Source organism: Cohnella rhizosphaerae (genome assembly GCF_029525575.1).
Lineage (GTDB): Bacteria > Bacillota > Bacilli > Paenibacillales > Paenibacillaceae > Cohnella > Cohnella rhizosphaerae.
Genome location: NZ_JAPDIA010000007.1, coordinates 828667 through 851376, shown reverse-complemented (window position 1 = coordinate 851376; position 22710 = coordinate 828667). Strand labels below are relative to the sequence as shown.

At 60.9% G+C, this 22710-nt stretch carries 17 protein-coding genes and 5 pseudogenes; 13 read left to right on the top strand and 9 right to left on the bottom strand.

Annotated elements, in window-relative coordinates; translation table 11 throughout:
* The first annotated feature begins 16 nt into the window (after positions 1 to 16).
* The 4 genes from OMP40_RS21690 (at position 17) to OMP40_RS21675 (ending at position 5976) form a co-directional block, all read left to right on the top strand.
* Positions 17 to 1393 carry an ABC transporter substrate-binding protein gene (locus OMP40_RS21690; RefSeq protein WP_277534477.1) on the top strand — a complete coding sequence of 459 codons (1377 nt, stop codon included), beginning with the start codon at positions 17 to 19 and terminating at the stop codon, positions 1391 to 1393.
* A gap of 78 nt (positions 1394 to 1471) precedes the next feature.
* Positions 1472 to 2344, top strand: coding sequence for a carbohydrate ABC transporter permease (locus OMP40_RS21685; RefSeq protein WP_277534475.1), 873 nt, complete (start codon positions 1472 to 1474; stop codon positions 2342 to 2344).
* A 20-nt stretch (positions 2345 to 2364) separates the two neighbouring features.
* Positions 2365 to 3195 carry a carbohydrate ABC transporter permease gene (locus tag OMP40_RS21680; protein ID WP_277534473.1) on the top strand — a complete coding sequence of 277 codons (831 nt, stop codon included), beginning with the start codon at positions 2365 to 2367 and terminating at the stop codon, positions 3193 to 3195.
* An 18-nt stretch (positions 3196 to 3213) separates the two neighbouring features.
* Complete coding sequence (locus OMP40_RS21675) at positions 3214 to 5976, top strand: GNAT family N-acetyltransferase (RefSeq protein ID WP_277534471.1); 2763 nt, start codon at positions 3214 to 3216, stop codon at positions 5974 to 5976.
* 661 nt (positions 5977 to 6637) lie between these two features.
* Here the strand turns inward: OMP40_RS21675 and cyoD are convergent.
* From cyoD to OMP40_RS21650, 5 genes and pseudogenes are all read right to left on the bottom strand, one after another.
* Positions 6638 to 6979, bottom strand: a complete 342-nt coding sequence (cyoD, locus tag OMP40_RS21670) for a cytochrome o ubiquinol oxidase subunit IV (RefSeq protein WP_277534469.1) — start codon at positions 6977 to 6979, stop codon at positions 6638 to 6640.
* A 1-nt stretch (position 6980) separates the two neighbouring features.
* Positions 6981 to 7601, bottom strand: a complete 621-nt coding sequence (cyoC, locus tag OMP40_RS21665) for a cytochrome o ubiquinol oxidase subunit III (protein WP_277534941.1) — start codon at positions 7599 to 7601, stop codon at positions 6981 to 6983.
* A gap of 15 nt (positions 7602 to 7616) precedes the next feature.
* A pseudogene (locus OMP40_RS21660) lies at positions 7617 to 9560 on the bottom strand (cbb3-type cytochrome c oxidase subunit I); the annotation flags it as partial.
* A gap of 13 nt (positions 9561 to 9573) precedes the next feature.
* Positions 9574 to 10576: pseudogene (gene cyoA, locus OMP40_RS21655) on the bottom strand (ubiquinol oxidase subunit II).
* A gap of 264 nt (positions 10577 to 10840) precedes the next feature.
* The gene (locus OMP40_RS21650) at positions 10841 to 11080 is read right to left on the bottom strand and encodes a hypothetical protein (RefSeq protein ID WP_090116116.1); all 240 of its coding nucleotides are present in this window, start codon (positions 11078 to 11080) and stop codon (positions 10841 to 10843) included.
* A gap of 344 nt (positions 11081 to 11424) precedes the next feature.
* Here OMP40_RS21650 and OMP40_RS21645 point away from each other — a divergent pair, with 344 nt between their 5' ends.
* Positions 11425 to 11751, top strand: a complete 327-nt coding sequence (locus OMP40_RS21645; protein WP_277534467.1) for a hypothetical protein — start codon at positions 11425 to 11427, stop codon at positions 11749 to 11751.
* A complete protein-coding gene (locus OMP40_RS21640) occupies positions 11748 to 12665 on the top strand; it encodes a DUF4097 family beta strand repeat-containing protein (RefSeq protein WP_277534466.1) in 918 nt (305 codons plus the stop codon). The genes OMP40_RS21645 and OMP40_RS21640 overlap by 4 nt, the downstream gene beginning before the upstream one ends.
* 112 nt (positions 12666 to 12777) lie before the next feature.
* On the opposite strand, the gene OMP40_RS21635 is transcribed toward OMP40_RS21640, so the two are convergent.
* Both OMP40_RS21635 and OMP40_RS21630 read right to left on the bottom strand, forming a co-directional pair.
* The gene (locus OMP40_RS21635) at positions 12778 to 13443 is read right to left on the bottom strand and encodes a YfbR-like 5'-deoxynucleotidase (RefSeq protein WP_277534465.1); all 666 of its coding nucleotides are present in this window, start codon (positions 13441 to 13443) and stop codon (positions 12778 to 12780) included.
* A 255-nt stretch (positions 13444 to 13698) separates the two neighbouring features.
* Entirely contained in the window at positions 13699 to 14040 is a 342-nt protein-coding gene (locus tag OMP40_RS21630) for a winged helix-turn-helix transcriptional regulator (protein WP_277534464.1), read from the bottom strand.
* Positions 14041 to 14194: 154 nt separating this feature from the next.
* On the opposite strand from OMP40_RS21630, the gene OMP40_RS21625 reads away from it, so the two are divergent.
* The 6 genes and pseudogenes from OMP40_RS21625 to OMP40_RS21600 all read left to right on the top strand — a co-directional run bounded on the left by OMP40_RS21625 (position 14195) and on the right by OMP40_RS21600 (position 18417).
* Positions 14195 to 15754, top strand: coding sequence for a spore germination protein (locus tag OMP40_RS21625; RefSeq protein WP_277534463.1), 1560 nt, complete (start codon positions 14195 to 14197; stop codon positions 15752 to 15754).
* Positions 15726 to 16085 (top strand): annotated as a pseudogene (locus OMP40_RS43155) (Ger(x)C family spore germination protein); the annotation flags it as partial. The gene OMP40_RS21625 and the pseudogene OMP40_RS43155, both read left to right, overlap by 29 nt.
* Before the next feature lie 28 nt (positions 16086 to 16113).
* Positions 16114 to 16536 (top strand): Ger(x)C family spore germination protein, encoded by a 423-nt coding sequence (locus tag OMP40_RS21615; protein ID WP_459076921.1) that lies wholly within the window; start codon positions 16114 to 16116, stop codon positions 16534 to 16536.
* Positions 16448 to 16903: a Ger(x)C family spore germination C-terminal domain-containing protein gene (locus OMP40_RS21610; protein ID WP_277534458.1), complete on the top strand. Its 456-nt coding sequence runs from the start codon at positions 16448 to 16450 to the stop codon at positions 16901 to 16903. The genes OMP40_RS21615 and OMP40_RS21610 overlap by 89 nt, the downstream gene beginning before the upstream one ends.
* 33 nt (positions 16904 to 16936) lie before the next feature.
* Positions 16937 to 17149 carry a hypothetical protein gene (locus OMP40_RS21605; protein ID WP_277534456.1) on the top strand — a complete coding sequence of 71 codons (213 nt, stop codon included), beginning with the start codon at positions 16937 to 16939 and terminating at the stop codon, positions 17147 to 17149.
* Positions 17150 to 17316: 167 nt separating this feature from the next.
* Positions 17317 to 18417 carry a GerAB/ArcD/ProY family transporter gene (locus OMP40_RS21600; protein ID WP_277534453.1) on the top strand — a complete coding sequence of 367 codons (1101 nt, stop codon included), beginning with the start codon at positions 17317 to 17319 and terminating at the stop codon, positions 18415 to 18417.
* Positions 18418 to 18808: 391 nt separating this feature from the next.
* Here the strand turns inward: OMP40_RS21600 and purT are convergent, their stop codons facing one another.
* Positions 18809 to 19969: a formate-dependent phosphoribosylglycinamide formyltransferase gene (gene purT / locus OMP40_RS21595; RefSeq protein WP_277534452.1), complete on the bottom strand. Its 1161-nt coding sequence runs from the start codon at positions 19967 to 19969 to the stop codon at positions 18809 to 18811.
* Positions 19970 to 20120: 151 nt separating this feature from the next.
* Positions 20121 to 21366: pseudogene (fabF, locus tag OMP40_RS21590) on the bottom strand (beta-ketoacyl-ACP synthase II).
* A gap of 203 nt (positions 21367 to 21569) precedes the next feature.
* Between fabF and OMP40_RS21585 the strand changes: the two are divergent.
* Positions 21570 to 22413 (top strand): annotated as a pseudogene (locus OMP40_RS21585) (helix-turn-helix transcriptional regulator).
* The last annotated feature ends 297 nt before the right edge of the window (positions 22414 to 22710 follow it).

The following is a 22710-nucleotide window of genomic DNA, read 5'->3' as shown; positions in this document are numbered from 1 at the left end:
GGGCGAAAACAGAACCATGCAGAGCAATCAACGCAAGGCGCTGGCGCTGCTGCTGGCCGGCAGCCTCGCGCTGCTGTCCGCTTGCGGCAGCAACGACGCGAACGGCTCGAACGGCACAGGCAGCGCAAGCGCCAGCGGCGGGACCGCTTCGGCTTCGTCGGCTTCGGCAGGTGCAAGTACCGGGGAGAAAACCAAGCTCGTCTTCTGGAACACGTCCTATCCGACGATCGACGAGAACGACAAGACGAAGAAGAAGGAAGACTTCTACATCTATAAAGCGATCGCGCGCTATGAGGCCGCCAACCCGAACGTCGAGATCGTTATCCAGGACATTCCCGACGGCACGAACGCGATGACGAAGTTCCAGACGGCGGGCATCGCCAACAACGGTCCCGACGTCACCAATCTCTGGTCCGGCAACTATACGATGGACTTGAAGTCGTTCATCCAGCCGCTCAACGACTACTTGAAGCCGTCGGATATCGACGCGATGACGGGCTGGAATGCCGTTACCGAGAACTTCGCCGATAAGGGTACGATTTACGGCGTCCCCGACGGCAGCGACGGCACGATCGGCATTTTGTACAACAAGAAGCTGTTCGCGGCCGCGGGCCTCGATCCGGAGCAGAACCCTCCGGCCACCTACGACGACTTCGTGGCGATGCTGCAGAAGCTGAAGGACAGCGGCGTCACGCCGATCGGCTCCGAGCAGGACGGCGACTTCGTCTACTTCCTTGACTACTGGTTCGCCCAGACGGTCGGCACGCCCGGCATCAACGATATCGTCAACGGGAAGATGAACTTCAACAACCCGAAGCTGCTCCAGGTGATGCAAGGCTATGTCCAGCTGTACAAGAACGGCTTCGTCACGAACGACCAGCCGCAGACGCAATTCTACAACCGCAAGGTCGCGCTGATCTTCGGCGGCTACGGCTACCTGAACGACGCCCGCGCCGCGCTCGGCGACGACCTGGGCATGATGAAGATCCCCGACTTCAACGCCGAGGTCCTCGTGAAAAACGGAGGCATCGGAGGCACGGGAGCGGACTTCGTCGTCTCGAAGTCGTCCAAGCATCCGGAGGAAGCGGTGAAATTCATCCTCTTCCTCGTGAGCAAGGAAGAGCAGGTCGCGCGGTTCAAGGACGGCTACGGCAAGCTGCTGAACCTGAAGAACGTCGACCCGGGCGAATTCACGAACGACCCGTACGTCGTCAAGCAGCAGGAGTGGGCCGGCGAACCGTCCACCATCTTCTGGCCAGACAACATCTACCCGTCGGAGCTGTCCGATTATATCAGCTCGATGAACGAGCTTGTCGTCAAGCAGCAGCTGGACGTTCGCGATTTTCTCGTCAAGCTTGACCAGAAGCGAGACGAGATCAACAAACAAAGATAGGCTTGCCGTCCGCTCTGCCCAGGCCTTCATTCCTTTCCGTGAAGGCCTCATTTTTTTATAAAGCGAGGCTTGCCGCCGATGCATTTTCGCACCAAAGAGTCCATGACAGGCTACCTGTCGCTGCTGCCGGCTTTTGCGGCACTGGCCGCGATCGTGTTTTACCCGATGGTCAATACGTTCTTCCACAGCTTCACGAAATGGAACGGGGCCGAGTCGCATTGGATTGGCCTACGCAATTATACGTTTATATTCACCAATGGCGAGCTATGGACGCTGCTGCGGAACAACGCCGTATTCCTGCTGTCGATTCCCGGCATCCTGCTCTTGTCGCTCGTCGTCTCGGTGCTGCTGTTCGAGGAAGTCCGCGGCTGGCGCTTTTTCCGCTCGCTCTACTATATCCCGACGATTCTGTCGTCCGTCGTCGTCGGCATGCTGATGAAGATGATGTTCGCCCAATCCGGCGTCGTCAATCAGCTCTTGCATGCGCTCGGGCTGACCGACGGCAAGACGGAATGGCTGACCCAGGTGCCGACCGCCTTTATGGTGCTCATCTTCTGCTTCTACTGGCAGACGCTCGGGCAAGGCGCGCTCATCTTTTTATCAGGCCTGTCCGCCATCTCGCACGAGATCTTCGAATCGGCCGATCTGGACGGCGCCGGCTGGTGGCAGCGTCTGTTCCACATCACGATACCGTCGCTCGTGCCGACCATCGTTTATTTTACCGTGACCAACGCGATCTACTGCTTCATCGGCCTCTTCTCGCTCGTTTATGCCGTCACGCAAGGCGGCCCCGGACGCGAGACGACGCCGATCGATTACATGATTTATATCAAGGCGTTTCAAACGCCCGACCAACTGGGCTATGCCAGCGCGCTGTCGATCGTGCTGTTCGCCATCGCGCTATTGGCGTCATGGGTGCAAATCCGGTTGTCGAACCGTTATCAAGACTAGCCAGACAGGAGCGGTTAGCGATGGCCAGCCGAAAAGCTTTACCCGTTCGTTTGATCGTATACGCCGTTCTCGTCGCGATCGCGATCGTCGACTTTTATCCGATCGTCTATATGGCCGTGAACAGCTCGCGGACCTCGGTCGACTTTTTCCAAAATCCCGGCGGGCTGCCCGACGCGTGGCACCTCGACAACTTCAAAGCGCTGTACTACCGCTTCGACGTCCTTCGCCTGTTCGGCAATACGCTGCTGGACGCGCTGCTCGCGTTCGCCGTGACGATCGTGCTGTCCGTCCCCGCATCCTTCGCCTTCGCGAAGCTGCGGTTCCCCTATCGGTCCGGTCTGTACATGATCGTCATCGCGACGATGGCGATACCGGGCATCACGTTCGTCATCCCGAACTTCGTGCTCATGTCCCGGCTCGGGCTCGTCGACCACCCGGGATCCGTCATCCTCATCTGGGCCGTGACCGCCGTCCCCTCGAACATCTTCCTGCTTGTCGCGCTCATGCGCGGCATTCCGAACGAAGTGCTGGAGGCAGGCAAAATCGACGGCATCTCCTATGTCCAGACGCTCGCGCGGATCGTGATGCCGCTGTCGGTTCCCGGAATCGTCACGCTGGCCATTTTCAATACGACAGGCTGGTGGAACGATCTGTTCACGCCGCTGATTTTCCTGCAGTCCGACGACCTGAAGACGATGACGGTCGCGGTGGCAACGATTCTGAAGCGGTTCGACACGGACTATCCGCTGCTGCTCGCCGGGCTGTTCATGACCTCGATCCCGCCGATCGCCATCTATGTCGCGCTGCAGAGCCATATCAAAAAAGGACTCGTCATCGGGTCCGTCAAATAAGGAACGGAGGCTGTAACGATGGATGCGAAGCCATTGCGCCTGGGCATCGTGGGCGGCAACCGGGGCGGCAGATTCAAGGCGACGATCGAGGCGCTGTCGCACCTCGTCCGGCTGTCCGCCATCTGCGATCTGCGGGAAGACACGGTACGCTTGTGGCAGGCCGAATATCCCGAACTGAAGGGGTATACGGATTATGATAGGCTGCTGGAGGATCCCGATGTCGACGCCGTATTGCTCGCAAGCCCGATGCTGCTGCACGCTCGCCAGGCGGTACGGGCGCTGCGGGCCGGCAAGCACGTGCTGAGCGAAGTGACCGCCGCGCACACGCTGGAGGATGCGTGGGAGCTGGTCGAGACGGTGGAGTCGACCGGATTGACGTACATGATGTCCGAAAATTATTGCTTCGAGCGCGCCAGCATGACGGTCCAGCGCATGGCGGAGGCCGGCGTCTTCGGCGAGATCACGTACCTGGAGGGCGGATACATTCACGACCTGCGCCATGCCGTCCATACGGAGGACGGCTCGCTGACCTGGCGGGGCGAGCTTCATCGCGATTACGACGGGCTGAATTACCCGACGCATTCGATCGGCCCGCTCGCCAAATGGCTGTGGCTCGGACGCGAAGGCGGGGACAGGCTCGCGAGCTTGTCCGCCTTCACTTCTAATTCGCGCGCGCTGCAGCACTATTTTCGCGACAAATTCGGCGCCGATCATCCGGCTGCGCAGGACGGCTACTGGAAGCAAGGCGATTCGGCCGTCGCTCACCTGACGACGGAGGCCGGCGTGCTCATCGCCCTTCGGGTCGACTGGACGTCGCCGCGCCCGCATAATATGCACAGCTACTCGCTGCAAGGCACGAGAGGCGCATACGCGTCGCGCCGTCACGACAACGAAGAGGACCTCGTCTGGCTTGAAGGCCGCTCCCCCGATGCGGACGCCCTCTTGGGGCGGCGCGCCGGAGGGCGTATGGGAGCCGCTCGGCAGCTATGCGGTCGCGTTCGATCCGCCAGCCTGGGTCCGTCTCGACCGCGAAGCCGCCGAGAGCGGCCTCGCTGGCCACGGCGGCTCCAACCATCTCGCGCTGGAAGAATTCGCGTTGGCCGTCCGGGACCGCAGGCAGCCCCTCATCGACGTGTACGACGCGGTCGAATGGAGCGCCGTCTTCCCGTTGTCCGTGCAGTCCCGCGCCAGAGGCGGCGAGCCGGTGGCGATGCCCGATTTTCGCAAGTTTCGCAAGCATATGAAGCCGACGAGGAGACCGTAACGATGACGCAACAGAGACAGCTTCCGCAGCTTGTGATGCGCAGGGCGAGCTTGGCCGATCTGCCCCCTTTCCGGCTGCCGGAAGGATATACCTGCCGCAGCTTTCAGCCGGGCGACGAGGCGCATTGGGAGCGGATCGTCAAGCTCGCGTTCGGCTGGGAGCGCAGCTTCCGCGAACGTATTCAATCGCATTTTTATTACCGGCCGGGCAGGGTGCTGTTCCTGTGCCGCGATGGAGTCCCCGTGGCGACCGCCTGCGCCTGGCAGGAACCGGAATGGGGCGAGGACTGGGGCTACTTGCATATGGTCGGCGTCGATCCCGCGTTTGCCGGGCAAGGACTCGGGTACGCGGTGAGCCTGGCGGCGCTGAACCGGATGAAGGAGGATGGCAAGGAACGCGCCATGCTCGAGACGGACGACTTCCGCCTGCCGGCCATCCTTACGTACCTGAAGCTCGACTTCCGGCCGGACGTTCCCGACGAGGCGCTGCTGAACCGGTGGAAGCAGGCGTACCGGGAGCTGGGCTTGCCCTACGGCGTGAAGGTCATGTCCGCGACCCGCCCGGGCAGCGCCGCTTCGGCGAACGAGGACGCGCTCGTCGTCGATCCGGAAGCCCATGTGTACGGCGTCGTGGACGGCGTGTCCGCGATGCTCCCATACGAGGATGAAGCGGGCTTTACGGGCGGCCGCATCGCCGCCGCGCTGCTCGTCGAAGCGCTGGGCGCTGGTACCGGCGCTGACGCCGATTCTGGCGCTGGTGCTGGTGCTTGCGCTGACGTTGGTGCTGGCGCTGGCGCTGACACTGACGCTGGCTCTGGCGCCGGTGCTGGTGCTCTCGGGGCAGATTTCGATCTGGCCGAAGCCGTCCTGCGCGCTAATGCGTCGCTGATGCAGCGCATGCTCGCCGCGGGCGTCGACGTCGCCGCCAAGTGGAAGCGCTGGGGCGCGGTGTTCGCGATCGTCCGATGGCGGCACACGCACCTCGAATACGTGCAGGCCGGAGACTGCATGCTGCTCGCGCGATACAGCGACGGAAGCGTCCGGACGCTGACCCGCAATCAAGTGGCGGCGTTCGACCTGAAGGCGCTGCAAGCCAAGCAGCAGCTGCTCAAGAACGGCACGCCGGCGGAGAAGGTATCGCATCGGCTGAAACCCGTGTTCAAGTGCAATCGCGACAAAGCCAACGCGCCGGACGGCTACGCCGTTATGAACGGGGACCCGGCGCTCGCATATACGATGGAATACGGGCGCATCTCGTGCGCCAACGTCGTCCGGATTTACGCGATAACCGACGGCATGTTCCACTTCATCGAGAATGACGAAGATTCCCGCAAATGGGAAAAGCTCGCCGACGCGCTCGACGAACGCGGCATCGACTCTTACATGGACGAGCTTGAACGCGAGGAGGCGCTCGATCCCGACTGCGAACGGCATCCGCGCCACAAGAAATCCGACGACAAGTCGGCCGTCATTGTGGAGCTGCCGAGCGGGCCGGAGACGGATCTCGCAAGATCATGAACGTCCCGTCCCGAAGTACCTGCAGCCCTGTTTCTATGGCTTGCGGCACGCTCCGGCGCCCTTGTCGCTTCAGTAACGTTGCTTTTATCGCATGCAGCGCCGGCTTGCTCCAGCAGCCATATTTTCCCGCCGCCCCCCTCAACCCCCCCGCCTTATCGGTTTCAGGAAGACCGTCGTGGTGATCGCAGATCGCCCTGACGGTCCTTTTCAAATCGGCGGATCTTAGAAATTCAGTTAACGCACACAACGCCTGTCGGCGGCTCATCCGCCAGCCGTTCCGACGGGCCCGCCTATCGCCCCCTTTCGTAACGCCTTCGCTATAATGCCTGCAAATATACATCTATTTCGACCGATATCTGCCTTTTTTATATAAAATAGCTGCATATGCGCAGTTATTTTCCTTCATTGGCTCCATTTCCGGCTTATAACTAAAATATACCTTCATATTTGCAGGCTTTACATCGAGTGTCGCTGGTCAGCAGATCATGCATGCACATATGCAGGTTTTTCGACCACCGCAGCTTCCGAGAGGCTCCGGCCCTGCGAACAAACGGTTCCTTTCCACAAATCGCCGTCGGCCAGGATCGCATGCAAAGAGAGAGCAGCCCGTCGGGCTGCTCTCTCAATAGCTATGCGTGTGTTTCATTTCCCGCAAAGGGGATCAATGCGCCACCATATTGTACTTCATGATCCAGATGGAGCCCGCGACGATCGTCACGACGATGACGAGGCCGAGCAGCAGCGTCATCAGGTTGTAGCGCGGCTTCTTCTCTTCCTTCAAGTGCATGAAGAAGAACAGCTGCACGACGAACTGCAGGACGGCCGTTACGAGCAGGACGACGTCGGCGGCATTGCCGGTGACGATATCGTTCAGCACGAGGATCAGCGGGATCGCCGTCAGAACGAGCGACAGAACGAAGCCTAGCACGTAGGACTTGAGCGAGCCGTGGGACTCGTGCGCGTCGGCGCCGTGCGAGGCGTGCGTGTCATGATGCTGCGCCATCTTACCTCACCCCCATCATGTACACGATCGTGAAGACGAAAATCCAGACAACGTCGAGAAAGTGCCAGTACAAGCTGATATTGCCGATCTTGCGCTTGGTCACCGGCGTGATGCCGCGCTTCGCTACCTGCAGCATGAGCGCGACCATCCAGATGAGGCCGATGGAGACGTGAAGACCGTGCGTCCCGACGAGCGTGTAGAAGGCGGACAGGAAGGCGCTGGTCGAGATCTTGGCACCCTCGTCGATCATCTTCAGAAACTCGGTCACTTCGAGCGTGATAAAGGATGCGCCCAGCAGCGCGGTGACGATCAGCCAGCCGATCAGGCCCTTCTTGTCTCCGCGGTTCATGGACAATACGGCCAGACCGCTGGTGAAGCTGCTGGTCAGCAGGATAAACGTCTCGGCGATGACGCCCGGCATCTCGAACAGGTCGGCGCCGGTCGGACCGCCCGCCGTGCTGTTCATGAGTACGGCATACGTCGCGAACAGCGTGCCGAAGATAATACAGTCGGTAATGATGAAAATCCAGAAGCCCATCGTCCGAAGCGCCTCGAGGTCGTGATGGCCGTCATGGCCGTGATCGTGGTCGTGCGATGATTGGTTAGCCGCGACATGCGCCATTAGACAACCCTCCCCCGCTTTGGCTTCGGTCTTTCTAACCTCTTCGGCCGTTACGTAATAATCCGTGTCATAGTTAAACGAGTGATACAGCATGGTGGCCGCGATCCCGATCGCGCCCGGCACGATCAGCCACAGCCAGTCGAAGACGAAACCGAAGCCGAGGATGAACCAGAAGAGCGACATGACGATCGGCGTCCCCGAGTTTTTCGGCATGTGGATCGGCTCGTACTTCGGCGGCGGATCCTGGACGCCCTTGGCGGCCAGCTCCTTGCGGCGCCACCAGTCGTCTCTGCCTTCGACCTTCGGCGTGATCGCGAAGTTGTAGAACGGCGCCGGCGAAGGAATCGACCATTCGAGCGTGCGGCCGCCCCACGGATCGCCCTTGACGCGCTCCATGAACTTGATGCTGTGCAGAATCTGCCACACCTGGAACAGGAAACCGATCCCCATCAGGAAGCCGCCGATCGTGGAGACGAAGTTCCAGCTCCACCAGCCCGTGTCCCAGCTGTACGAGCTGACGCGGCGCGTCATGCCCATCAGGCCGAGCACGTACTGCGGCATGAAGCAGACGTAGAAGCCGATGTTCCACAGCCAGAACGCCCATTTCCCGAGCTTGTCGTTCAGCTTGAAGCCGAACACCTTCGGCCACCAATAATACAGACCTGCGAAGTAACCGAACACGACGCCCCCGATGAGCACCTGGTGGAAGTGAGCGATCAGGAAGTAGCTGTTGTGGAACTGGAAATCGGCCGGCGCGACGGACAGCATGACGCCGGTCATGCCGCCGACGATGAAACAAGGAATAAAGGCCATCGTCCAGAGCATCGGCAGCTCGAACGTAATTTTCCCCTTGTACATCGTAAACAGCCAGTTGAATATTTTGACCCCAGTCGGGATCGCGATGATCATCGTCGTGACGGCGAAAAACGCGTTGACGTTCGCGCCCGAACCCATCGTGAAGAAGTGGTGGGCCCAGGTGAAGAACGAGAAAATGCTGATGCTCATCAGCGCGAATACCATGGAGCCGTAGCCGAACAGCCGCTTTTTGGAGAAGGTGGCCACGATCTCCGAGAAGATGCCGAACGCCGGCAGTACGACGATATATACTTCGGGGTGCCCCCACATCCAGATGAGGTTGATGTACATCATCGGATTGCCGCCCATGTCGAGCGTGAAGAAGTGGGCGCCGAAGTACCGGTCGATGAAAAGCAGCGCCAGCGTCACCGTCAGGATCGGGAACGCCAGGATGATCGTCACGCAGCTCGAGAGCACCGACCAGGTGAACATCGGCATCTTCATAAGCTTCATGCCCGGCGCGCGCATCTTCAGAATCGTGACGATAAAGTTGATGCCGGTCATCAGCGAGCCGATACCCGAGATCTGAATGCCCCAGATATAGAAGTCCTGTCCGACGCCCGGACTGAACATCTTCTCGGAGAGCGGCGGATAAGCCAGCCATCCGGCCTCCGGCGAACCGCCGATGACGAAGGAGACGTTGAACAGCATCGCGCCCATGAAAAACAGCCAGAAGCTGAGGGAGTTCAGCAGCGGGAACGCAACGTCGCGCGCGCCGATCTGCAGCGGCACGGTCAAGTTGAACAGGCCGAACATGAGCGGCATCGCCATGAACAAAATCATAATGACGCCGTGCGTGGTGAAAATATCGTTATAGTGATCGGGCTTCAAAAACTCCATGCTGTCCGGCAGCGCCAGCTGCGTCCGCATGAGCAGCGCGTCGACGCCCCCGCGGAACAGCATGAGCAGCGAAGCGATGACGTACATGATGCCGATCCGCTTGTGGTCGACGGTCGTCAGCCACTCGCGCCACAGCCATCCCCAACGCTTGAACGCGGTGAGCGCGACGACGATGGCGACCATCGTCAGTCCGATCGCGACGTCGGCGCCGTAGATGAGCGGGTCCCCAGTCACGAAGAAGTCGGATAGCTTGGTAATCTTCAATCGGGTCCCCTCCTTAATGTTGATGCGCGGCGCCGCTAACGCCCGCGTCGGACATGTCCATGCCGCTCATGTCCAGCTCGCCGTTCGTATCTTGGCCGCTCGCGGCTGCGGCCGCGCCGTCTTTGGACGATGCCGCTTCGCCGCCGTGATGGTGGCCGGAGCCGTCTACGACATACTTGTTGACGATCTTGTCGAACAAACCGGCAGGGAAAGCGGAGAACGAACGCACCAGCGAGGTTGCCGGCTGCGCGAGCTCGTTGTAGCCGTCCTGGCCCATCGCCGGATACGATTGCTTGACGTCCTGAACCCACTTGTCGAAGTCGGCTTGCGACGTCGCCTTCGCGTTGAAGGTCATCTTGCCGAAGTATTCGCCGCTGAAGTTCGCGCCCGTACCGAAGTAATCCCCCCGGTTCGTCCGCGATCAGATGCAGCTTCATCGCCATGCCGGACATCGTGTAGATCTGTCCGCCGAGCTGCGGGATCCAGAACGAGTTCATCGGCGCGTCGGCGGTCAGCTGGAATTGAACGGGAACCTTCTCCGGGAACTGTACGTAGTTAACCGTGGCGATGCCCTGCTCCGGATAAAGGAAGAGCCACTTCCAGTCCAGCGCCACGACCTGGATCGTGATCGGCTTGTTCTCCGAAGCGATCGCCTTGGACGGCTCCAACTTATAGCTGTACTGCACGGTGACGATCGCGATCAGCAGGATGATCAGGATCGGGATGCCCCACCAGATGGTCTCCAGCTTCGTGCTGTGATCCCACTCCGGCTGGTAAGCCTCCTTCTTCTTGCTCTTCGCCCGGTACTTCCAGGCGATCCAGAACGTCAATATAAGGACGGGCACGATAATAATGAGACAAAGTCCCGTCGTAATATAGATGAGATCGAGCTGGTGCTTGCCGATCTCCCCTTTGGGATCAAGGACGACCACGTCGGCGCAGCCCGACAGCAGGAACGTCATCAGCGCCAGCGGCAGCAGCGCCGCCGCCCGCAGGAACCACCCTTTGTACTTCATTTGCTCACACTCCTTGATTGCGGCTTGGCGCCGGACCTGCGGCAGCTCTCGTCAGATGCTCCGCGCTATGACACTAACATATCAAAAACCGGAGGCCGCGGCGCTGCTGTTAACAAATGCGTCAATGTTTGTTTGATATTTAGCAATAAATTGTTCACCAATTCGACCTTTGTTCAAACAAATGCAACAAAAAAACTGCCTCGCGCGGAGAAGTCTCTCTGCGCAGGCAGTCTTTGGCGATTCATGCCCTTCAGGCGCGCCGGATCAGGCGAGGTCTTCGACCTTGTCGAGGCCTTCGGGCTCGAGATCCGACTTCTTCATCATCAGCGGCGCGGCGACGCCGAACAGCAGAATCTGCAGGCCGCCGACGAGGAAGCCGATGCCGATCATCAGTCCCAGGTTGCCGTCGTTGAATTCGTTCATATTCAATGCGCTGCAAATGACGCCGAATGCAATAATAACCGCCGCCGTCCATTTCAACGCGATCGTCATGTCTTTTCTCATTTTGCGAACAGCTCCCTTCGCTGGAAACGCTATCTGTGAACATTCTATCACAGAATTGTGACAAAATATAGTCTAAACCCGCCCAATTTAAAATTCTGCTGCGCAGAACGGCTTCGATTCAACTTTCAAGCTGCATCTACAAGCTTGCCCTTCCCTTTACCCGGCCGAAAAGGCGCCCAAACGATCCTTATGCCCTTAATATCCGGATCCAGGATCGTCCTGGACCTCAGACGGAGCCTCCTTCCAACCGGCGTCTGTTCCCCTAACGCTTGCTTTCCATTTATAATGTAGCGGCAGGCCTGGAATGATGCAGGCTGCTTAACGCGAAGAAATGGGGAACGAACGTGAACGACAACAAATCGGCCAACCCGGCGGCGATCGTGCTGCTCTCGCTGCTCGGTCTCTGCGCCATACCGCTCGGGCTCGCGCTTTGGGCCGTATTGTCCGCCCTGGCCGCGGCCAATATCGCGCTCATCGCCGCTCCGGCTGTGGCTCTGCTGGATTGGGCGCTCAGCGGCGAGCGATACCCGGCGACCCTGTTCGCCAGCTTGGCGGCGACGGGCTTCGGCATGCTCGCCGCGCTCGGCACGATCGCCGCCTTCAAGGCAGGCATTCGCTGGACGGCCGGCGCGCTGGCCTGGTCCGGCCGCATTCGGAAAGGTAGGGCATGATCATGAGAAAAGTATCCTGGGTAACGATCGCGATCGGACTCATCCTTATCGGTTTGGGCGGGGCGGCCTATTACAAATTCCACTTCTCCGACCCGCTGACGGCGCATTCGCAAACGTGGACGTTCGGCGAAGGAGAGCTTCGGACGCTCGAGATCGGCGGCGAAGCGAAAAGTCTGGACGTCCGCTTCGTCGAGAGCGCGGACGGCAAAAACACCGTCACGCTGGACGGCGAAGAAGAGAAAGAGGTCATCAACCGGCTGTCAGACGTGACCGTGCAGGACGGCAAGCTTAAGCTCGATCTGGATGCGAAGAACAAATGGTTTAGCCTGAACTTCGACTTCAGCAGCCACAAACAGACGATCGTGGTCGCGCTAAGCGGGTCCGGCAAGCTGGACGAAGTGACGGTGAGGTCGGATTCGGGTTCCGTGACCGTGGACGGTACGCAAGCGCAGATGGTCGAGATTCGCTCGGACTCCGGCTCGCTGCGGGCGTCGAACATCGAAGCAGGAACGGTCGATCTGAAGTCCGACTCCGGTTCGGTGAAGCTCAGCGCCGTTCAAGCGGAGCAGTTGAAGGTGAAGACCGATTCGGGCAGCATCCAGGCCGACGGCGTGACGGCCGATACGACGGCTTCGTCGGACTCCGGCTCGGTCCGTTTCGCCGCCTTGAAGGGCCCGGCTGCGATCAAGACCGATTCCGGCAGCGTCCGGCTTTTCAAGACCGACACGTCCTCCGCCGACGTCTCCACCGACTCGGGCAGCGTGCGCGTCGAAGTGCCCGCGGATTTCGCCGGCCACTACGACCTTCGCTCCGACTCCGGCTCGATCCGCTCGCCGGACTCGCCCGGCCGTACGAACGACACGATCAAGGTGCGTACGGACAGCGGCAGCATCAGGGTACAAACCGTCGAATAACGCATGAACAAGGAAAAGCTGCTCTCCGTCGCCACGATGACGAGAAGAGCAGCTTTTTTTGCGGATTTGCGGATTGGCGGATAATGTGTGCGTGTCGGGCTAACCGGCACGATCACGCCGTATGCGGCCGCGACGGCGAAGGCAACGGCGCGGAAGCCAGCGCTTCCTCGGTAATCTTGCGGATGTCGACGGGCGACATCGATTCCTCGCTCACGAGGTCGGGCAGGATGCTGTCGAAGAAGTAATCCACGCATTTGAGCGGTATGCTGCGGATCTTCAGAAGCGCATGCCGGTACATCGACACGAATTCCTTTTCCGTGTTGCCCCGCTGCAGCTCGGAGAACGCCTCGTAAACCTGATCGAGCTTGTCGGCCGCCTCCAGGATCAGCCCTTCGGTGGACTGGTCTTTTCCCTCCCGCAGCTGCTCCTGGAAGATCGCCTTGAACTCGCGCGGAATATGCTCTTCGATAAAATTATGGATCATGCCCTCCTCGACGCGCTGCAGCAGCGTGCGCAGCTGCATGGAGGAATGCTTGACCGGCGTTTTGATGTCCCCGATAAAAATTTCTCCGTAATCATGGCTGCTCGTGATCCGGTACAGCTTCTTCCAGTCAATGACAGCGCCCTGCTGCTCCTCGATATCCGCGAACGTTTTCGCGTATTGAACGACCTTCCAGGAGTGCGCCGCGACGCTGTGTTCCTCGAATTTGAATTTGCCCGGGCAGCGGATGATCCGGTCGAGCACGTCCAGCGATCTGAAGTAGGCGTGAATTCCCATGGCGGGCTCTCCTTTATTGATCGGGATTGTCCGGCTTTGCGTAAAATTACGGCGGGCCGCAGCTCCATTGTAGCCTGACAATGTAAAGCCTGAATGATCGGCGCGTTAAATCGCCGGCCCGTTTATAAACGCAGCGCCACGGGATGTCGGAAAAACGCAAAAAAAAACCGCGATGCGTCGTCGCACTTCGCGGCAGGCTCGGAAGATCGTGCGGCGTCGCTCCCGTCAACGGGACGGGCGACGCGCTCCCGGGGTTCATTGCATGGCCGATTGGTGGCTCTCGCCCCATTCCTTCAGCATCAGGATGACGGGCACGAGCGTGCGGCCGTAGTCGGTAAGCCGATAGCCGATCTTGGGCGGCGTCTCCTGGTAGACGACGCGTTGGACGAGTCCCTCGCGCTCGAGATCCCGGAGCTGCAGCACCAGCATGCGCTGCGTAATGCCGGGAATCAACCGGCGAAGCTGATTGAACCGCGCTTCCTGCTGGATCAGCTGGTAGAGAATGACGCCCTTCCACTTGCCTCCGATAACGCTCATCGCCGTGCCGACGGGGTTGGTTGACGCTTCGCTCGCTTCGAATTTAATGGTTTGCAACATAAAGGTGCCTCCTTGTTTGGTGCTCGGCCGTTTACATACTCTTTTTTTATATCACTTGTTACTGAACAAATTCTGAAAAAGCCTGCGGATGCGAAGATTGGGTTGGTTGCATACTATTGTCAGCGACCGCAGACAAGGAGGAGGCGATACCGTCATGCTCAAACGCCTGGTAAGGGCCTGGCTCCGGCACGCGCTCAAGGAACGCCACTCCGAACCCGGCGGCCTCGCCTTAGGTACCCGGGCAGCCGCCAGAGGCGGCGCACGCGCGTCTTCCGACGAACCGCTGTCCGCCGTCTTAAAGGCATTCAAGCATGTGGAGGATCTCGTATGCCAGCCGATCTCGGCAGGCGGCGTGTCTTGCACGCTCGTGTACTTCGAGACGATCGTGGATAAGAACACGCTGTTCGCGCATCTGATCCGCCCTCTCCGGGAGCAGCCGCTCCTCGAGGCGCAGACGCTGCTGGACGGCCTGCTGGGCGGCGCGCTCGTCTCCGTGCAGACAACGCATTGCAACGACGAAGAACAAGCCGTCTCGGCGCTGCTGGAGGGGCAGGCCGCGCTGTTCATCGAAGCCGGCCGAATGGGCATTTGCCTTTTTCCCGTTACGCAATACAACGACCGCGCCGTGACGGAATCCCAGCACGAGACGGTCATCGTCGGTCCGCAGGAAGCGTTCGTGGAGAACGTCCGCACCAATCTCGCGCTCGTTCGCCACAAGCTGAAGCATCCCGATTTTAAAATAGAAAAGTATGCGTTCGGGCGGTTCACCAAAACGGAGACTTACCTCTTATACATCGAAGGGGTGTGCAACGCGGACGTCCTCCGCGAGGTAAAAGAAAAGCTCGCCGCCACGGACGTGAGCAGCGTGCTCGGCGCCAGCTATCTCGCGGAGCGGATGCAGGACATGCCGTTATCCCCCTTCCCGACGGTTCAGTATTCGGAGCGTCCCGACACGCTGGCGGCCGCCCTTATGGAAGGAAGAATCGGCATGATGATCGACGGCACGCCGCAATCGCTGATCGTGCCCGTCACCTTTTTTTCGCTCATGCAGTCGGCGGAAGACTACTACCAGAACTTCATGGCATCGACCTGGATCAGGTGGATTCGCCTGTTTTTCGTCGCCATGTCCTTTCTCGTACCCTCGGTATACGTGGCCGTCACGACCTTCCATCCGGAGATCGTGCCCGCCAACCTGCTGCAGACGATCACGGCCGCCAGAGAGAACATTCCGTTCCCCGCGCTCGCGGAGGTGCTCATCATGGAGCTGATCTTCGAAGGTCTGCGGGAAGCCGGCATCCGGATTCCGAGACCGCTCGGGCAGACCGTATCGATCATCGGCGCGATCGTCATCGGACAAGCCACCGTGCAGGCGGGCATCGTATCCGCGCCGACCGTCATCGTCGTATCGATCACGGGCATCGCCTCCTTCGTCATTCCGCACTTCGAGCTGGGCCTCGCGTTTCGCCTGCTCCGGTTTCCGCTGCTGCTGCTCGGCGGACTGCTCGGCATGGCGGGACTCGTGACGGGGCTGTTCCTTCTTTTCTGGCACCTGGTATCGCTGTCCTCGTTCGGCGTACCGTACATGCATCCCGTCGCGCCGCTGTCCCTGCGGGACTGGAAGGATACGTTCATCCGCATCAACTGGACGCGAATGAAGTCCCGACCCGAAGCGTATCGCAGCCTGGATGCCGCTGAGAGACTGCCCCATGAGTAGATTCCCGCTCGCGGCGCTCGCCGCCTCCCTGCTCGTCCTGCCGCTCTCCGGCTGCTGGTCCAAAGTCGAGCTCAACGATCGCAGCTTCATCACGAGCGCCTACATCGATCTGGGCGAGGGCCCGGACGAGATCGTCCTGACGATCGACTCGCCGCTGCCCAACCGCATGGGCGCGATCGGCAATACCGATACGGCCCCCCAACGAGGCAGGTCCTATACTTCCAACACCGCCGCCGGCGCCACGATTCCGGAGGCGCTCGACAAGATCCAGAACGACCTGACGCGTCAGCTCACCTGGGGGCAGACCCGCGCCGTCGTCGTCAGCGCGGACTTCGCCGCGCAAAGGGGGACTGAAGGACGTGCTGGAATGGGCGTCGCGCAACCCCTTTTTCCCGTTTCGAACGTTCGTGTACGTGTCCGAAGGTCCAGCCAAGGAAGTCATGGATCTGACGCCGGTCTACGAGAGAGCGCCGTCCGAAGTGCTGCGCAAGTACGGCAACCGCAAGTTCGTCGGACAAGCGACGATCAAGGACTTGGCCGTGCATAGCGCCGCCGGCGTCGGCACGACCGTTCCGCTCCTGAAGACCGGACGTAAACCGCTCACCAGCGAAAACGACAAGGTCAGCCCCTGGACCGGCATCGCGGGCACCGCCATGATTCAGGACATGCGCATGAAAGGCAGGCTGGATATGGATGAAGCCAAGGCCGTCAGTTGGGCGGAGGGCAATCTCTCGGCGCCGGTGTACGACTTGCTCACCGGCAAGGGGGAAGTTCGATTATAAGCTCAACCATCTCAAAGCCAAAATAACGCCCCTCGTCTCTCCGGAAGGCGATATCTTCTGCAAGGTGATGCTCGGCGCAGAGGCCACGCTGGAATCCGCATTAAGCGGAGAAGATATCTCCACTCCCGCCGCGCTGCATCGGCTGGAGCGTGAGATGAACGAGGCGATCGGTTCCGATTTGAAAAGCGCGCTTGAAAAGTCCCAAGCGGCCGGCGCGGATATTTTGGAGCTGGGGCAGCGGCTGGAATGGCGTTATCCCCGCCTGTGGGCGCGTCTGAAAAACAAATGGATGCAAGTATACGGCAAGGAAGTCCGTTTCAAGGTGAAAACCGACATTCGCGTGACTCATATGGAGGGGGGAGCATAAGCCGCTCTGGTCGATTCTGGAGGAGAAACCCGAATGAAGGCGGCATGGCTGATCATGGCCGGAATCGCGGCATTCCAGCTATACCGGCTTCGCACGCAGGACAAGCGAGTTCGCCTGATGGCGTTGACCGCATGGCTGCTTAGCATCGGCTACGCGGGAACCGCGTCATTCGCCGAATGGCTCCCGCTGCCGATTTGGATCATTCAAGTTCTGTTCGGCTGGGCGGACGCGCTCTTGCGGTCTTAGCCAAGCTAAGGAGTAGGGAGTCGAACGAAACATGCGACCATTAAAATTCGTTCATTTATGGCGGATATACGCGCTTCATCTGATCGCCGCGCCGATCGTGTTCATGCTCAGCCCGATGTACGCGATAGGCGGATATTTGGGCTGGCTCGCCATTCCCTGCGGGGGGCGTGGCCAGCATCGTTTTCGCCTATTTCTCCATCCGCGTCGCCTATGCGTTCAAAGGGCGGGAGTGGGCCGAATACGGGCGAGGCATCGTCGGCCGCTGGCCTCACCTATTCTTTTCCTCGCTCGTGCTGCTGTACTGCCTGACGGTCGCGACGCTGTGCGCCTCGGCCTACTCGGACCTGTTCATCTCGGTCTATCTGGAGGGGACGCCCACGCCGGTCATGCTGGGCTGCTTTCTGCTGTGCGCCGCGCTGGCCGCCCGCTCGGGCATCCGCTCGATCGCGCTGCTCAGCGACGGCTTTTTCCTCTCGGTGTTCGCGACGATCGTGCCCGTCCTGTTCGTGCTGCTGTTTAAAATGAAATACAACATGATCGTCGCGCTCTTTACGCATTTATCGGCATCCAAGCTGGCTTCGTCGACTTTTTTCGCCGCCGGCTGGCTGAACGATCTGTCGCTGATCTTCCTGCTCGCGCCGTACTTCGAAACCGAGCGGAAGCCCCTCCGCAAGCTGGCTTCCATGCAGGCCCTGATCGTCGCCGTTCTGGTCGCCTACTGGCTGACCAGCCTGCTGCTGTTCGGCCCGAAGCTGGCGGGCAACATGGCCTATCCGCTGCTCGAGACCGTCCGCTTCGTCTCCTTCGGAGAGGTATTGGAAAATCTCGATCCGCTCCTGATCGGCATCTGGTCCGCCACCCTTCTCATCAAGACGGCCGTCCTGCTGTTCATGGCGGGCCGGATCGCGATGCGGTGGGCGGGCATCCGTTCCCATCGTCCGCTGACGTTCGCCTTGACGTCTTTCGTGTTCGCCTGCGCTTATCAGTTCTCCCGCTTCCCCGCGGAATTCAGGTCGCTCACGATGGCGCCCTCTTTTCAAATCTTTACCTGGCTCGTCTTTTTTGACGCCGACGATCTACTGGACGGTGGCCAAGCTCAGAGGGCTGCCCGGAACGGAACAAGCAGAAGGGAGCGGCGCCCGGGGAGGGCGGCGCGAAAAGGAGAAGCCGGGACGGGACGCCCGCGGCTGAAAAACGCCCCCGCCGGCCGCTTGCTTGCGGCTTGGCAGGGGCGTTTAGGGATGGAAAAGGCAGCAGGGCTAGTGTAGCCGGCGTAAATCATCAATTCATTAAAAATGCAGGAATTTCACCTCAAACACGTTCTACAGCCTCGCGGACCGGTCCATATGTTGCTGTAGAGGTAGAAAGTTACTCTTCAGCTTCGCGAACCGGTCCAACAGGTGCTGTATGGGCAAAAAGTTACTCTACAGCTTCGCGAACCGGTCCATAAGTTGCTGTAAGGGCAAAAAGTTACTCTATAGCCTCGCGAACCGGTCCATAAGTTGCTGTAAGGGCAAAAAGTTACTCTACAGCCTCGCGAACCGGTCCATAAGTTGCTGTAAGGGCAAAAAGTTACTCTGCAGCCTCACGGTCCGATCCAGCAGGTGCTTCATACCAAACTTCTTATTTAAATAGCTCGATGATTTAAGCATGCATGTACTAGTCGCGTTCGAGCTTCAGCTTGCCGAGCGCTTCGGCGGCACGAGAGCGCGCCTCAAGCACGGTGTCCGCGGCTGCCAAGGCTACGGCCATACGGCGGCCGGGCTTGGTCACCGGCTTGCCGAAGACGCGCAGCTGCGTGTCCGGCACGGCAAGCGCCTCCGCGGCTCCCGAGAGGCGGTAGTCGTCCCAAGCCTCCAGCGCCTTGAGCGGGCGGCTCGCGCCCGGCGAAGCCAGCTTGATCTCGGGGATCGGCAGACCGAGGATCGCCCGCACGTGCAGCGCGAACTCCGACAGATTCTGGCTGACGAGGGTGACGAGGCCCGTGTCGTGCGGACGCGGAGACACTTCGCTGAAATAGACCTTGTCCTCGGCGAGGAACAGCTCGACGCCGAACAAGCCGACGCCGCCGAGCGCGTCCGTGATCGCGAGCGCGATGCGCCGCGACTCCTCCAGCTGCGAGGCGGTCATCTCGTGGGGCTGCCAAGATTCGATGTAGTCGCCGCCCTGCTGGATGTGACCGATCGGCGGGCAGAACTGCGTCCCCTGGGCGGTGCGGACGGTCAGCAGCGTGATCTCCGATTCGAAACGGATGAATTCCTCCACGATGACCCGTCCCTGCTGTACCCGGCCGCCTTCCATGGCGATCCGCCAGCTCTCCGCCAGGTCGGCCTCGGAGCGGCAGACGCTCTGTCCTTTGCCGGAGGAGCTCATCAGCGGCTTGACCACGCAAGGGAAGCCCATCGCGCGGGCGGCCTCGGCGAATTCGTCGTACGTGTCGGCGAACCGGTACTTCGCGGTCGGCAGGCCGAGCGTCTCGGCTGCCAGCCGGCGGATGCCCTCTCGGTCCATCGTCAGCTGCGCGGCGCGCGCCGTCGGGATGATCGTGAAGCCTTCCTCCTCCAGCTTCACCAGCTCGGCCGTCGCGATCGCTTCGATCTCCGGCACGATCAGGTCAGGCTTCTCGCGCACGATCAGCGCCCGAAGCGCCTGCTTGTCCAGCATGTCGATGACATAGCTGCGGTCGGCCACATGCATGGCCGGCGCGTCCGCGTACCGGTCGACGGCGATCGTCTCGACGCCGAGGCGCTGCGCCTCCAGAATGACCTCTTTGCCCAGTTCGCCCGAACCGAGCAGCAGCAGCTTTTTCGTATGAAACATGTTCTTCATCCAGCTCCTCGCACCCTCAGATGTGCCCATTATACAACAAAACGAAGGACGGGATGAACGCGCGGGCCGGCGTCTTACGCCGGCTGCGCATACCGCTGGCGCTCGTCGGTCACGCTCGTGCCCAATTCGGCGCGTTCGCGCATCAAACCTCGTCGAACCTGCGCAGCACGATCACTGCGTTGTGTCCGCCGAAGCCGAAGGAGTTGGACAAACCGATCTTCAGGTCCCGGCCCCGGCGCGCCTCGTTCGGCACGTAGTCCAGGTCGCAGGCGGGATCCGCGCGCTCGAGGTTGATCGTCGGCGGAATGACGCCTTCGCGCAGCGTCTGTACGAGCGCGATCGCCTGCGCGCCGCCGGAGGCGCCCAGCATGTGCCCGGTCATCGACTTGTTGGCCGTGACGGGCACTTCGCGGGCGCGTTCGCCGAGCGCCTGCTTGATCGCGAGCGTCTCCGTCGCATCGCCGAGCTCGGTGCTCGTCGCGTGCGCGCTGACGACGTCGACGTCGGCAGGCGCGACGCCCGCGCTGCGGAGCGCCGCGCGCATGGCCAGGATCGCTCCGCGCCCTTCGGGATGCGTGGCGACCTGGTGATAGGCGTCCGAGCTCGCGCCGTAGCCGATCACCTCGGCGAGCGGCCGCGCGCCGCGCGCCAGCGCGTGCTCGAGCGACTCGAGCACGACGATGCCCGCGCCCTCGGCGAGCACGAACCCGTCGCGGTCCGCGTCGAACGGGCGGCTCGCCCGGGCCGGCTCGTCGTTGCGGCGCGACAGCGCAGTCGCGTTGCCGAAGCTGGCGAGCGACAGCTCCGTCACGGCCGCTTCGGCGCCGCCGGCGATGACGACGTCCGCCTCGCCGTCGCGAATGAGCCGGAAAGCCTCGCCGATCGCCGTATTGCCGATCGAGCAGGCCGTCACCGGCGACATCGTCGGTCCGTACGTGCCGTACCGGATGCTGATCTGCGCGGCCGCCATGTTGGCGATCATCATCGGCACGAGCAGCGGACTGACCCGGTCGGGCCCGCGCTCGCGCAGCAGCGACTCGTTGTCGCTCAGCGTGCGGAGCCCCCCCCGTGCCCGAGCCGACGTAGACCGCGACGCGCTCGCGATCCGTTTTCTCCATGTTCAGTCCCGCCTGGCTGACCGCTTGATCCGCCGCGGCGAGCGCGAACTGGGTGAAGCGGTCCATCCGCCTCGCTTCCTTGCGCCCGAACATCGCCTCCGCGTCGAAGTCCTGCACGAGTCCCGCGATCCGCGTCTTATAGCCCGATACGTCCATATGTTCAATCGTCCGAACGCCGGAGCGGCCTTCGACGAGCCCTTGCCAAAAAGCTTCCACGTCCGATCCCAGCGGCGATACGACGCCCATTCCCGTGATGACCGCTCTTGCCATGCCGATCTCCTCCATCCTGTATGCGTTCCTATGTGCGTTGCATGTGTTGCATGTGTTGCGGTAGCCCTATCATTCCACACACCGCTATCCTAGTACAAGTTATAGGTTATACTGGTATAATGAGCACCTGAATATCAGCCGCCGTCGGCGGCGCCGAATGCACGATTGCACACGATCGCAGAAGCTAAAGAGGACGGTGCGAAATGAACAAACAGGCGCGTTTGCAGGCGTTGTCGGCCTTTTTTGAAGGCGCGGCGGGCCAAACTGTCTCCGGGCGAAGTCGGACTGCCGGATATCGGCAGGCGGCGGACGCCGGGACTGCGGCGGGAAGAAGTGGCGCAGCTGGCGGGCGTGAGCAGCACGTGGTATACCTGGCTGGAGCAGGGACGGGACATCCAGGCGTCGCACGCCGTGCTGGAGTGCGTGGCCGAAGCGCTGCGGCTCACGGCCGACGAGCGCAGATACTTTTACTCGCTGGCCGAGAACGGCGGCGCTTCCGGCGCGGTCGATTACGAACGGGAAGCCTCTCCCGCCATGACGCCCTCGCTGTCGCGCGTCGTGGACGAGCTGCGGCAGTGCCCGACGATCGTGTCGGACAGGCGCTGCCAGATCGTCGGCTGGAATGAGGCCGCCGCCCGCGTCTTCGCCGACTTCGGCCGGATCGCCCCCGAGGATCGCAATATGATCCGGCTCGTCTTTACGCGCAAAGAGTTCAGAAGGCTGGCCGTCAACTGGGCGTCGTTCGCGAGCGGCTTTCTCGCGATTTTCCGGGCGTATTACGGGCAGTACGTGGAGGACGAGTGGTACGAGGCGTTTCTGGCGGAAATGAAAGGCGCGCACCCCGACTTCGAACGTCTCTGGAACGACAGCCGCGTCAGCAGCGCGCCCGAGGTCGCCCTCGAATTCAGGCATGCCAAAGCGGGCAAGATGCTGTTCCATCTCACCTCGCTCCAGGCGCACGGCAGCGCCGATCTTCGATTGAGCGTGTACACGCCCGCCGCGGACTCGCGCACCGAGGAGAAGCTGCGGAAGCTGCTGGATGGGTAGGGACGGAGCACCTGCGCATCCTCGCCGAATAAACAAAGGACCGTCAGGGGCACGCCCTGACGATCCTGCTGTTGCTGCAAACCGATGCAGCCCTTCTTGCCCATAATAGCGATATGGCGAATGCTTATTCGGGCTGAGAGCGATCCCCTTCGCGAGATAACGATGCGCCACATCCTTATTTCGGCTAAATGCGTCCACGGTCCCCGAATAACGATGCGGCACATCCTTATTCCGGTCAGAAACACTCCCCGACACCGAATAACGCTGCGAAACATCCTTATTCCAACTAGACACATT